The organism is Microbacterium sp. 22195, assembly GCF_052056515.1.
Classification (GTDB): Bacteria; Actinomycetota; Actinomycetes; order Actinomycetales; family Microbacteriaceae; genus Microbacterium.
Map to the genome: position 1 here is coordinate 397971 of NZ_JBQEPE010000001.1, position 12292 is coordinate 410262.

At 71.2% G+C, this 12292-nt stretch carries 10 protein-coding genes; 3 read left to right on the top strand and 7 right to left on the bottom strand.

Translation table 11 applies throughout. The features are described 5' to 3' along the window. Positions 1-12 precede the first annotated feature (12 nt). Both ACTJJ4_RS01950 and ACTJJ4_RS01955 read right to left on the bottom strand, forming a co-directional pair. Complete coding sequence (locus tag ACTJJ4_RS01950) at positions 13-1458, bottom strand: glycerol-3-phosphate dehydrogenase/oxidase (RefSeq protein ID WP_440941789.1); 1446 nt, start codon at positions 1456-1458, stop codon at positions 13-15. Next, the gene (locus tag ACTJJ4_RS01955) at positions 1455-2030 is read right to left on the bottom strand and encodes a TetR/AcrR family transcriptional regulator (RefSeq protein WP_440941790.1); all 576 of its coding nucleotides are present in this window, start codon (positions 2028-2030) and stop codon (positions 1455-1457) included. The genes ACTJJ4_RS01950 and ACTJJ4_RS01955 overlap by 4 nt, the downstream gene beginning before the upstream one ends. A gap of 38 nt (positions 2031-2068) precedes the next feature. Between ACTJJ4_RS01955 and ACTJJ4_RS01960 the strand changes: the two genes are divergently transcribed. Genes ACTJJ4_RS01960 through ACTJJ4_RS01970 form a run of 3 tightly spaced genes read left to right on the top strand, consistent with a single transcriptional unit; the run spans position 2069 to position 6242 of the window. Further along, positions 2069-3694, top strand: coding sequence for an FAD-binding oxidoreductase (locus ACTJJ4_RS01960; RefSeq protein ID WP_440941791.1), 1626 nt, complete (start codon positions 2069-2071; stop codon positions 3692-3694). Continuing rightward, positions 3687-4589, top strand: a complete 903-nt coding sequence (locus tag ACTJJ4_RS01965; RefSeq protein ID WP_440941792.1) for a diacylglycerol/lipid kinase family protein — start codon at positions 3687-3689, stop codon at positions 4587-4589. Before ACTJJ4_RS01960 ends, ACTJJ4_RS01965 begins: the two co-directional genes overlap by 8 nt. 21 nt (positions 4590-4610) lie before the next feature. Then, the gene (locus ACTJJ4_RS01970; protein WP_440941793.1) at positions 4611-6242 is read left to right on the top strand and encodes a GMC oxidoreductase; all 1632 of its coding nucleotides are present in this window, start codon (positions 4611-4613) and stop codon (positions 6240-6242) included. Here the strand turns inward: ACTJJ4_RS01970 and ACTJJ4_RS01975 are convergent. The 5 genes from ACTJJ4_RS01975 to ACTJJ4_RS01995 all read right to left on the bottom strand — a co-directional run bounded on the left by ACTJJ4_RS01975 (position 6235) and on the right by ACTJJ4_RS01995 (position 12273). Further along, complete coding sequence (locus ACTJJ4_RS01975; protein WP_440941794.1) at positions 6235-6930, bottom strand: SPFH domain-containing protein; 696 nt, start codon at positions 6928-6930, stop codon at positions 6235-6237. The two genes, ACTJJ4_RS01970 and ACTJJ4_RS01975, sit on opposite strands and share 8 nt — an antisense overlap. Before the next feature lie 143 nt (positions 6931-7073). Beyond that, complete coding sequence (locus tag ACTJJ4_RS01980) at positions 7074-9218, bottom strand: 3-hydroxyacyl-CoA dehydrogenase NAD-binding domain-containing protein (RefSeq protein WP_440942801.1); 2145 nt, start codon at positions 9216-9218, stop codon at positions 7074-7076. An 8-nt stretch (positions 9219-9226) separates the two neighbouring features. Beyond that, on the bottom strand, positions 9227-10432 hold the full coding sequence (locus ACTJJ4_RS01985; RefSeq protein ID WP_440941795.1) for a thiolase family protein: 1206 nt from the start codon (positions 10430-10432) through the stop codon (positions 9227-9229). A 73-nt stretch (positions 10433-10505) separates the two neighbouring features. Then, entirely contained in the window at positions 10506-11699 is a 1194-nt protein-coding gene (locus ACTJJ4_RS01990) for a ribonuclease D (RefSeq protein WP_440941796.1), read from the bottom strand. Further along, positions 11692-12273, bottom strand: coding sequence for a DUF3000 domain-containing protein (locus ACTJJ4_RS01995; RefSeq protein WP_285632002.1), 582 nt, complete (start codon positions 12271-12273; stop codon positions 11692-11694). Before ACTJJ4_RS01995 ends, ACTJJ4_RS01990 begins: the two co-directional genes overlap by 8 nt. Positions 12274-12292: the final 19 nt, after the last annotated feature.

Sequence of the window (12292 nt, forward strand, 5' to 3'; positions counted from 1 at the left end):
CGAGTCGCGCCGTCAGCCGAGCTCGTCGAGGGCTCGTGCGACCAGGTCGGCGACCAGCGGGAGCGCCCGTGCCCGCTCCTCCGGGACCAGGCCCACACGGGTCCTCCGGTCGAGAACGTCATCCGCCGTCATCGCGCCCTGAGTGCGCACGGCATCCACGACGTCCGCCGCACTGAGGCTCAGACCCTCGGCCAGCGGAGGTGCGGGATCGACGGGGGAGAAGGCCGCCAGCCGCAGTGCCGCGGTGCGGCTGGACGGCGCCGTCAGCCCGCGCGTGCGCACGGCCAGATCCACGGCGTCCTGTGCCATGCGCCGATACGTGGTGAGCTTGCCGCCCAGCACCGAGACGAAGCCGTCGTCGGATGCCGCGACGAGATGCCTGCGGGACACATCGGCCGTGCTTCCACCGCCGCCGTCCACCAGGGGACGGAGCCCGGCGAACGCGCCCAGCACCTGCCCCCGGCGGACCGGCGTCTGCAGCACACGATTCAGGCTCTCGAGCAGGAACGCGATCTCCGGCTCGGTCGGCTGGGCGACGCGCGGCACATCGCCCGGCGCGTCCTCGTCGGTGAGTCCGACGTAGACGCGTCCGCCCGGCTGCGGAAGGGCGAACACGTACCGGCTGACGGACCCGACGTGCGGGATCGTCAGGGCGGCGCGCGGATGCCCGAGAGCGGCGCCGTCGAGCACGATGTGCGTTCCGCGGCTGGGACGCACCGTGATCGCGTCGTCGAGCGAGCCGGCCCACACGCCCGTGGCATTGATCACGCTGCGTGCGCGGATCGTCAACCGCTCGCCGGTGAGCACGTCCTCGGCGTCCGCGCCGTCGGCGTGCAGGCGCAGCGCGCGAACCCGGGTGAGGATGCTCGCGCCCAGAGCGGCTGCGCTCCGCGCCACCGCGACCACCAGGCGCGCGTCGTCGGCGAGCTGCCCGTCATGGGTGATCATGCCCCCGCGCAGGCGGTGCGCGTCCAGCCCGGGCACCAGCCCGAGCGCGGTGCGGGCGGATGCTGCGCGAGGACCGGGCAGGATGCGTCCAGGCGTGCGCGCCTGCAGCCGCAGCAGGTCGCCCATCGCCATGCCCGCCGCCCCCGCGACCCGCTGACGCAGCGAGACCGAGGGAGAGAAGGGGAGCAGTTGGGGCAGCGGGCGGATCAGGTGCGGGGCGATCGCCGTCATCAGCAGATGGCGCTCCCTGGCGCTCTCCCGCGCTGTCGCGATGTCGCCGGTGGCGAGGTACCGAAGACCGCCGTGCACCAGCTTGGAGCTGAACCGGCTGGTCCCGAACGCGAGATCCTCCGCCTCGATGAGCAGCACGCTGAGGCCGCGGGATGCGGCATCCAGCGCGGTACCGGTCCCGGTGATCCCGCCACCCACCACCAGCACGTCGACGGTGCCGGCCGCCGCGCGGGCGAGCTCCGCGCGACGGCGCGCCGCGGTGAGATCGGGCGAGCTCATGGCCGCAGCAGTCCGTCCAGCGCAGCACGCAGCTCGCGTTCCCAGGAGGCGTCGTCGATGAGCTCGCTGACGGTGCCGTGCGAGAGGATCGCCGACTGCGCGACGAGGAGCAGCATGACGCCGATGTGCTGCGGGTCGCCGTCGCGCACCGTGCCGCCTGCCTGAGCTGCGCCGATCGAGGCGGCCATCCGCTGCAGGATGGCCTGCTGGCTGGCACCGAACCGGTGCAGGGTGTAGCGGGTGAAGACCTCGGGCTCGCGGGCGAGCAGCGCTGAGTACAGCGGGTCGGTCTGGAACGCCTCCGAGAAGCGGAGCACGTCGTCGACGATCCCCGCGCGCGTCTGCGCGAACGGCACGCGCTCGAGCAGCGTCACGACACGGTGCAGCAGAGCGGCGCGGACGACCTCGTCGGCGCCGGCCCAGCTGCGATAGATCGTCGGCCTGCTCACACCCGCCTCGCGAGCCAGTTCGGCGATCGTGAGTCCGCCGACGCCGCGCTGCGCGATCAGGTGCTCCGCGGCACCGAGGATGCGCAGCTGCGTCGCATCCCACCGCGGCGGGTTCCGGTTCAATGATTGACGATCTTCCACAATGTGTCACACTGTAACGCATGGATGTCGAGGATGACAGGGCGGGTTCGCCGCCGGAGATGCGCTGGGACGGCTGGGGCGACCCGGAACGGGCCACTGACCTGCCGCGCGCGGTGCGGGCCCTGCTGCCGCTCATGCTGGGGCGCGTGCGCCGGCCCGACCCCGCGCCCGCGATCGGCGCCGTCGAGATCGCCGCCTCGCGCCTCAGCGGCGAGGACATCGACGCGCTCGGAGTCGTCGTCGGCGCTGATCAGGTGCTGACCGACGCGGAGACCCGCATCCGGCGCTCGGGCGGGAAGTCGACGCCCGATCTGCTGCGCCGTCGCGCTGCACGCCAGGAGGCACCGGATGCCGTCGTAAGGCCGGCCGACCACGATCAGGTGCGCGAGACGCTGCGCACGGCCGCCGAGCGCGATCTCGCGGTCGTCCCGTTCGGAGGCGGCACCAGCGTGGTCGGCGGCGTGGATCCGGACGCCGGCGCGCACCGCGCCGTGATCGCCCTGGATCTCGCGCTGCTGTCCGGTCTGGTCCGGCTCGACGAGGTCAGCGGCGAGGCGGTGCTGCTGGCCGGTACGCGAGCACCGGAGGCAGAGCGCATGCTCGCGGCGCACGGCTTCGAGCTCGGGCATTACCCGCAGAGCTTCCGCTACGCCACGATCGGCGGTTTCGCGGCCGCACGCTCCTCGGGACAGAACTCGGCCGGCTACGGCCGCTTCGAGGCCATGGTGACCGGCATCCGCATGGCCACTCCGACTGGCGACCTGGACCTCGGGCGCGCACCGGGCTCCGCCGCCGGCCCGGACCTCACCCGCCTGCTGCTCGGCTCGGAGGGCGCCTTCGGGGTGATCACGGAGGTGCGCGTGCGCGTGCACCGGACTCCGGCGGAGCGCATCTTGGAGTCCTGGACCTTCCCCGACTTCGCGACCGGCGCCGACGCGCTCCGGCAGGTCGTGCAGCGCGGCGGGACACCGACCGTCATCCGCCTCTCGGACGAGGCCGAGACCGGCGTGAGCCTCGCTCAGCTCGGCCGGCTCGGCAAGGTGCTCGCGAAGGGTGCCAGTGCGGTCACCGTGTTCGAGGGAGAGGACGCGGAGAGACGCCGCGAGCGCACGGCGGCGCTCATCGCGGAGGCCGGCGGCTCCAGCACGGGCCGCGGCGATGCCGAGGAGTGGATGCGCACCCGCTTCGACGGCCCCTATCTGCGTGACGCCCTGCTCGACGCAGGGGTGTTCTGCGAGACGCTGGAGACAGCGACGACCTGGTCGAACCTGCACGCTCTGCGGGCGGCGGTGACGGCCGCGCTCAAGGGCGGATTCTCGGATGCCGGGGCGAAGAGCTTCGTGATGTGCCATGTCTCGCACGTGTACCCGACGGGCGCCTCGCTGTACTTCACGGTGCTCGCCGGGATCAGGGGCGAGCAGCTCGGCGTGTGGGAGACGGTGAAGCATCGCGTCGGGGATGCGATCGCGGCTGCCGGCGGCACGATCACGCACCACCACGCCGTCGGACGCGATCACGCGCCCTGGCTGGCGGACGAGATCGGCGAGACCGGCATCCGCATCCTTCGCGCCGTCAAGCGCGAGCTCGACCCGCGGGGGATCATGAATCCCGGTGTGCTGGTCCCCACGGAACACCCCGGTGCCTGAACCCGTGCGTCTCGCGATGATCGTCAACCCGCGCGCCGGCAAGGGGCGCGGTGCTCGCGCCGCCGCCGTCGCCGAGCGGATGCTGCGGGACACCGGCGCCGTCGTCTCGGTGCTGGCGGGCGACACCGCCGCGCAGACCCGCGCACTCGCGCACCAGGCCGTGCACGAGCGTCACGACGGCGTGGTCGTCGTGGGCGGCGACGGGACGCTCACCGGCATCGTCGACGTCCTCGCCGATGCCGACGTGCCGGTGACGCTCGTGCCCGCCGGCACGGGGAACGACCTCGCCCGCGCGCTCGGCATCCCCACCGGCGATCCCGCCGCGGCGGCGTCAGCCGCAGTCCACGGGAGCCCGCGTCGCATCGACCTCGGCAGCATCTCCTCGCAGGGGGAGAGCCGGGCGTTCCTCACGATCGCCGCCCTCGGCTTCGACGCCAAGGTCAGTGAGCGCACCAACACGCTGCGACATCCCCGCGGCCCGCTGCGGTACTACCTCGCACTGGTCATCGAGCTGCTGCGGCTGCGACCCACCGACTTCCGGGTGCGCGTCGACAGCGGCGAGGAGCAGTCGATGCCAGGCACCCTGCTCGCCGTCGGCAACACGTCCAGCTACGGGGGAGGGATGCCGATCTGCGTCGGAGCCCGGCCCGACGACGGAGCGCTCGACCTCGTGCGCGTCGCACCGCTCGGCCGCCTGCGGCTGCTGACCGTGTTCCCGCTGCTGCTGCGCGGCACCCACCTGTCACGGCCGGAGGTGCTGCACCGGCAGGCGAGACGCGTGCAGGTGTCGGCACCCGACCTGGTGGTATACGCCGACGGCGAGCGCGTCGGCGCCGGCGAGTGCGTGATCGGCATCCGACCCGGTGCCGTGACGATGATGGTTCCGCGACGATGAGGACCCCGAAGGGATGAACGGATGAGCTACGACGAGGACGTCGTGATCGTGGGATCGGGCTTCGGCGGCTCGGTCGCCGCCCTGCGCCTGTCGGAGAAGGGATACCGCGTCCGGGTGCTCGAGGCCGGCCGCCGGTTCGAGGACGAGGACTTCGCGAGGACGTCGTGGGACGTGCGCCGCTACCTGTGGGCGCCCCGTCTGGGCTGCTTCGGCGTGCAGCGCATCCATCGGCTACCGCACGTGATGATCCTCGCCGGTGCGGGCGTCGGCGGCGGTTCGCTGAACTACGCCAACACGCTCTACGAGCCGGGTGCGGCGTTCTTCGCCGATCGGCAGTGGCCGCCGGGGATGTCCTGGCAGGCCGAGCTCGCGCCGCACTACGTCACGGCGAAGCGGATGCTGGGCGTCGTCGAGCACTATCCGCACACCGGACCCGTGGAGCGGATCATGGCCGGCGCCGCCGAGGACCTCGGAGTCGGCGGCACCTTCCGGCGTGCGCCGGTGGGGGTCTTCCTCGGCATGCCGGGCGTCACGGTCCCGGACCCGTTCTTCGACGGGGAGGGGCCGGCGCGGACCGGGTGCACGCTGTGCGGCAACTGCATGGTGGGGTGCCGCGTCGGCGCCAAGAACACCCTGCGCAAGAACTATCTGCATCTCGCCGAGCGCCGCGGTGCGACGATCGAGCCGCTGCGCACGGTCGTCGAGGTGCGTGAGGATCCGCGCGGCGGGTATCTCGTCACCTCCGAGCGCTCCGGGGCGTGGGTGCGCCGGCAGCGCCGCACGATCCGGGCGGAGCAGGTGGTGCTCGCGGCCGGCACCTGGGGGACGCAGCAGCTGCTGCACCGGATGAAGGCGTCCGGCGCACTGCCGCGCATCTCGGATGCCGTGGGCCGCCTGACCCGTACCAACTCCGAGGCGCTGGACGGCGCGATCTCGACCCGCGTCCCGGACAGCGTCGCGTACACGGAGGGCGTGGCGATCACGACCTCGTTCCATGTGGACGATCACACGCACGTGGAGAACGTGCGCTACGGCGCGGGCTCGAATCTGATGGGCGGGCTCGCAACGCTGCTGGTCGACGGCGACCGGCCCCTGTTCGGGCGGCTCGGCTCGATGGCCGCGCAGGTGCTGCGACATCCGGTGCGGCAGTTCCGGCTGGCGAATCTGCGCAGGTGGAGCGAGCGCGGCATCATCGCCCTGGTCATGCAGACGGCCGACAACTCGCTCACGCTCTCGCTGCGTCGTCGCCTGGGCCGCGACGTCCTGACCAGCAGGCAGGGCCACGGGGAGCCGAATCCGTCGTACCTGCCACAGGCGCATCGCGCCGCGGCGGCGATCGCCGCGCGGATGCAGGAGGAGACCGGTGTCCGCACCGAGGCGCGAGGCTCATGGCCTGAGGCCTTCGGCATCCCGTTGACCGCGCACTTCCTCGGCGGCGCAGTGATCGGCGCGACCCCCGAGGACGGCGTCATCGACGCCTGGAACCGCGTCTGGGGACATCCGGGCGTGCATGTCGTCGACGGTGCGGCGGTGCCGGCGAACCCGGGTGTGAACCCCTCACTGACCATCACCGCCATCGCCGAGCGGGCGTTCGCGCACTGGCCGGAACGCGGCGGACAGGACCGGCGACCGGCGCAGGACGCGCTCAGTTGAGCGCGTGCAGGGCGGCGACAGCGTCCGGTGCGCGGTCGCCGGCGCGGAGGGCTCCGGCGAGCAGGTAGCCGTCCGTCAGAGCGTCACCGGTGATCATCACCCGCACCAGCTCCACACCGCACGCGACGCGCACCGACTCGGCGCAGGCGGCGAGCACTCTGGTGCTGATCTCGTCGTTGTGCGGGAGCTCCTCGCCGTCCAGCATCCGCACCGCGTCGCGCAGCGCGGCGCCGACGATGTTCGACGCGCGTTCCCGCACGTTCACCACGTCGAGCTCGAACACCCTCAGGTCGTGTCCGGTCGGGATCGGCCGCCACTCGAACGACGCGTGCACTCTGTGCTGCACGCCGCCGGCGCCGGTCAGCTCCCGCACCGGCAGATCGGTCGCCCGGCAGCGCACGTCCACGAGCCGGTACCAGTAGAACAGCGGGAACGCCCCGTGCGAACCGGGTCGCAGCACGACGACCTCTCCCACGGCGCCGCTGAGGCTCGATTTGCGCCGTGGCGGCCGGTTGCGGATGATCGGCTTGCCGTTCCGGGTGCGGATCGCGGCCCAGCCCTCGTCCACGGTCACGATGAAGAGCTTCATCAGCGCCGGGAAGACGAGCACGATCGTGAGGATCGCGGTTCCGGTCTTCAGCAGGCTCGAGATCCCTTTGCCGCTCACCATCGTCAGGAGCATCTCCATGAGACCACTGTGCCGGGTCCGTGAGGATGCCGTACCCCGATCGAGCCCCGTCGCGCAGGTGTTCACGGGGTGTTCGCCGTCCGTTCCCCGCAGACGCGAGACGGGCCGCCCCGAAGTCGGAGCGGCCCGTCGTGCGGCGTTCGTCAGCTGTGCGCGATCCCGCGGATCGGCGGGTTGTGGAAGGTGCCCTGGAACACGCGCTCCGAGGCTCCCTCGCGGTCGAGGTACGGTGAGGCGCCGCCGTCGATGAACGGCCAGCCCGCGCCCAGGATCAGGCACAGGTCGATGTCCTCGACCTCCGGGACCACACCCTCGTCGAGCATGATCCGGATCTCCTGCGCCAGGCCGTCCTGCACGCGGCGCAGGATCGTCTCCGCGGATGCCGGAGTGGAGCCGGTCTGGCCCTTCAGCGCCTTCTCGGCGGCCTTCGTCCAGCCGGTCACGCGACCGCCCTTGTCCTTTTCGACGACCGCGTCCAGCTCGGCGAGAGCGTGGAAGTTGTCGTTCGCGTAGAAGCGCTCGGGGAAGGCGCGGACCATCGTGTCCTGCACGTGCGCGGCGACCTTCCAGCCGACCAGGTCGATCAGCTGGAACGGGCTCATCGGTAGCCCCAGCGGACCGAACGCCTTCTCGACGTCGGCGACCGGAGTGCCCTCGTACACCGCACGCGCGGCCTCGCCCATGACCTTGGCCAGCAGGCGGTTCACGACGAAGCCGGGGGCGTCGGCCGTGAGCACGGCGTTCTTGCCGAGGCCCTTCGCCACCACGAAGGCGGTCGACAGAGCGGCATCCGTCGTGGCGTCCGTCTTCACGATCTCGATCAGCGGCATGACCGCGACCGGGTTGAAGAAGTGGAAGCCGACCAGGCGCTCGGGGTGCGCGAGCTTGGAGCCGATCTCGGCGACCGAGAGCGACGAGGTGTTGGTCGCCAGGATCGCGTCCTCGGCGACGATCTTCTCGATCTCGCCGAACACGGCCTGCTTCACGCCGACCTCTTCGAACACGGCCTCGATCACGAAGTCGCAGTCCGCGTAGAGGGTCTTGTCGGTGGTGCCGGTGACGAGGCTGCGCAGCTTGTTGGCGGTGTCGCCGTCGAGACGGCCCTTCGCCTCGAGCTTGCCGATCTCCTCGTGGATGTACGCCACGCCCTTGTCGACGCGCGCCTGGTCCAGGTCGGTGATGAGCACCGGCACCTGCAGCTTGCGCACGAACAGCAGCGCGAACTGGCTGGCCATCAGGCCGGCCCCGATGATGCCGACCTTGGTGACCTTCTTCGCGAGCGTCTTGTCGGGTGCGCCGACGGGACGCTTGGCGCGCTTCTGCACCAGGTCGAACGCGTACATCGATGCCGCGAACTGGTCGCCGGTCACGAGCTCGGCGAGCGCCTCGTCCTCGCGGGCGAAACCCTCCGCCTTCGTGCCGCTCTTCGCCTTGTCGAGCAGCTCGAGCGCGGCATAAGGCGACTTCGGCACGGTGCCGATCTTCGACTCGAGCATGTTGCGGGCCATCTTGATGGCCACCGGCCACTTGACCGTGCGCTCGATCTTGCCCGGGGCGTTCTTGCGCTCCACCTTCTTGCCGCCGAGGACCGCATCGGCCCAGGCCAGCGAGTTCTCCAGGAAGTTCGCGGCGGGGTAGATCGCGTCGAACAGGCCGAGCTCGAACGCCTGCTGCGGCTTGAGCATCCGGTTCTGCTTGAGCGGGTTGGAGATGACCACCTCGAGCGCGTTCTCGATGCCGATCAGGTTCGGAACCAGATACGCGCCGCCCCAGCCGGGGATGATGCCGAGGAAGACCTCGGGCAGCGCCAGCGCTGCGGCGGAGGCGTCGACCGTGCGGTACGTGGAGTTCAGGGCGATCTCCATGCCGCCGCCGAGGGCGAGTCCGTTCACGAACGCGAAGGAGGGCACGCCCAGATCGGACAGCGAGCCGATGACCTTGTGGCCCAGCTGCGCGATCAGGCGTGCGTTGTCCTTCGAACCGACCCGGCTGATGTCCGACAGATCGGCGCCGGCGGCGAGGATGTACTGCTTGCCGGTGATGCCGACCGCCTGGATCTCGCCGGCGGCCGCACGGGCCTTGAGCCCGTCGAGGGTCTCGCCGAGCTCGGTGAGCGTGGCGGGCCCCAGCGTGTTCGGGCGGGTGTGGTCGCGGCCGTTGTCCAGCGTGATCAGGGCGAGCACCTTGCCTGAGGCGAGGCGGATGTCGCGCACGGGGGAGTGCGTGACGACCTCGCCCTCGGTGAGGGCCATGATCGGCGAGAAGTCGATGTCGTCGTAGTTCGTCATGTCCGCCGTCACTTCCGCTTCTTGCCGTCGTAGAACGGGTTCTCCCAGATGACCGATCCGCCCTGGCCGAGACCGACGCACATGGCCGTCAGGCCGTAGCGCACGTCGGGGCGCTCGGCGAACTGCGCGGCGAGCTGGATCATCAGGCGCACGCCGGACGCCGCGAGGGGGTGTCCGAGGGCGATCGCGCCGCCCCACTGGTTGACGCGGGGGTCGTCGTCGGCGATGCCGAAGTGGTCGAGCAGGGAGATCACCTGGATGGCGAAGGCCTCGTTGAGCTCGAACAGGCCGATGTCGTCGATGGTGAGGCCGGCCTTCTTGAGGGCCTTCTCGGTCGACGGGATCGGGCCGATGCCCATGATCTCGGGCTGCACGCCGGCGAAGGCGAACGAGACCATCCGCATCTTGGGGGTCAGGCCGAACTCCTTGACAGCGCCGCCGCCGGCGAGCAGCGACATGGTCGCGCCGTCGGTGAGGGGGGAGGAGGTTCCGGCGGTGACGCGGCCGTGCGGACGGAACGGGGTCTTCAGCGCCGCCAGGTCCTCCATGGTGGTCTGCGGGCGACGACCCTCGTCCTCGGTGGCGAGGCCCCAGGCGCCGTCGGCGTCCTTGATCGCCACGGACACCAGGTCGGGCTGGATCTTGCCGGCGTCGTACGCAGCCTGCACCTTGTGCTGGCTGAGCATGCCGAACCGGTCGGAGCGCTCCTTGGTCAGGTGCGGGAAGCGGTCGAAGATCCGCTCCGCGGTGACGCCCATGTTGAGAGCGCCCGGGTCGACCATGCGCTCCGCGACGAAGCGCGGGTTCGGGTCGGCGTTGCCGCCGATCGGGTGGTGGCCCATGTGCTCGACACCGCCGGCGAGGGCGAAGTCGTACATGCCGATGCCGATGGAGGCCGCCATCGTGGTGACGCTGGTCATGGCGCCGGCGCACATCCGCTCGACCGCGAGGCCGGGAACGGTCTGTGGGAGACCGGCCAGGATCGCGACCGACCGTCCGAGGGTCAGGCCCTGGTCGCCGGTCTGCGAGGTCGCGGCGATCGCGACGTCGTCGATGCGGTCGGCGGGGACGGAGGCGTTGCGCTCCATCAGGCCGATGGTCGCCTTGACGGCGAGGTCATCCGCGCGGGTGTTCCAATACATTCCTTTTTCGCCGGCGCGCCCGAAAGGCGTGCGCACTCCATCGACGAAGAAGACGTCCGAGATCTCGGCCACTCCTGCCTCCATTGGTTGGGATGACCCCAGCCTAGGAGGGCGCTCGGAGCGTCAGGAATCGGTTGGATCGAACCTACGAAGCCGTTTCGGGGGCGTCCGAATCGGTTTGCGGCCCCTCTACAAAGGCATCCGCGATCTTCTGTGCGGTATGCGCAACCTGCCACGGTCGAGCCCCGAGCGTGGCGAGAGCATCGCCGACGGCCTCGGCTGTCAACGCCGGCGGCTGCCAGGCCACCCGGCGCAGGAAGTCCGGGGTCAGCAGGTTCTCCGTCGGCATGTGCAGCTCCTCCGCGATGGCCTCCACCACAGGGCGGGCGGCCTTCAGTCGCAGATCGGCCTCCGGATTGCGATCCGCCCATGCGCGCGGCGGGGGGAGCGCATCACTGGGCACGCGCTCACGAGGGAGGTCCTCCGTGGTGCGGCCGCGCTCGATCGCGTCCCACCAGCGGTCCAGCTGGGTACGGCTGGCGCGCCCGTTGAACTCCTTGAGCGCTGCGAGGGCGGACTTGCTCTGCGGTGCGGCGAGCACGGCCGCGAGCAGCGAGCGGTCCGGCACGAGGCGGCCGGGGGAGACATCGATCTCCTGCGCGTACGCCTCGCGTGCGGTCCAGAGTTCTCGGGCGACGGCCAGCTGACGAGCGCCGCGCACCTTGTGCAGTCCGCTCAGCCGGCGCCACGGCTCCGTGCGAGGGGCCTTGGGCTCCTTGTCGAGAGTCGCCTGGAATTCCTCCGCCGCGATCTCGGTCTTGCCCGCCTCCGCGAGCTCGCGGGCGAGCACGTCCGCGACGTCGATCAGGTGCAGCACGTCGAGGGCCGCGTACTCGAGCCACGGCTGCGGGAGCGGCCGAGTGGACCAGTCCGCGGCCGAATGCGCCTTGGCGAGGGTGATCCCGATGGTGTGCTCGACGACGGCGGCCAGCCCGAAGCCGTCGCTGCCCAGAAGGCGGGACGCCAGCTCGGTGTCGAAGATGCGGGGCGGATTCAGGCCCAGTTCGCGCAGCGACGGCAGATCCTGACTCGCGGCGTGGAACACCCACTCGGTGTCGCCGATGGCATCCTGCAGTGCGCTGAAGTCGCCGACGGCCGGCGGATCGAAGAGGAAGACGCCCGCGTCGCGCCGGAAGACCTGCACGAGGTACGCGCGCTGCGAGTAGCGGAACCCGGACGCGCGCTCCACGTCGACGGCCACCGGTCCCTGGCCCTGGGAGAGGGCGAGACACGCCTTCTCGAACTCCGTGCGGTCAGCGATCACGGAGTATTCAGCCACGACCGTCCCTTCTCGCGCCGAACACGGCGACATCTTCGGAACCCGGCGGGAGACCCGCCAGCATCCCCACCAGCTCTGCCCATGCTTCCACATGCGGGCGCAGCGGCGCATCCGGGGTCCACGACGCGCGCAGCTCGATCTGAGCGCCGTCGCCCTCCTCAGCCAGGCCGCCGAAGCCCTTCGAGAGCATCTTCGTCGAGGTCCCCGACTCGGAGTGGTACTGCGCGTCGCGTGAGTCCAGGGCATCGACGAGCCACGACCAGGCGACGTCGGCGAGCAGGGGATCGGTGCCGATCTCGGGCTCCAGCGGGGCCTGGGCGAACGCGATCACGCGCCACGCGCCGCCCCAGGCCGCGGGCTCGTCCGGATCGTGCAGCAGCACGAACCGTCCGGTGCCGTAGATGGAGTCGCCGTGATCATCCGGGCGCACGTCCGCGGCGAGGGCCAGCGAGAAGGGCGCCAGACCTGCGGGGGACGGGATCTCCCGCACGACGATGTCGGCGCGGAACGTCGTCTCGCGCAGCTCTGCGGCGGCGACGGCGAAGAGCGCTGCGGCATCCGGGTGTGCAGTCACGTGGACAGGCTAGAGTCAG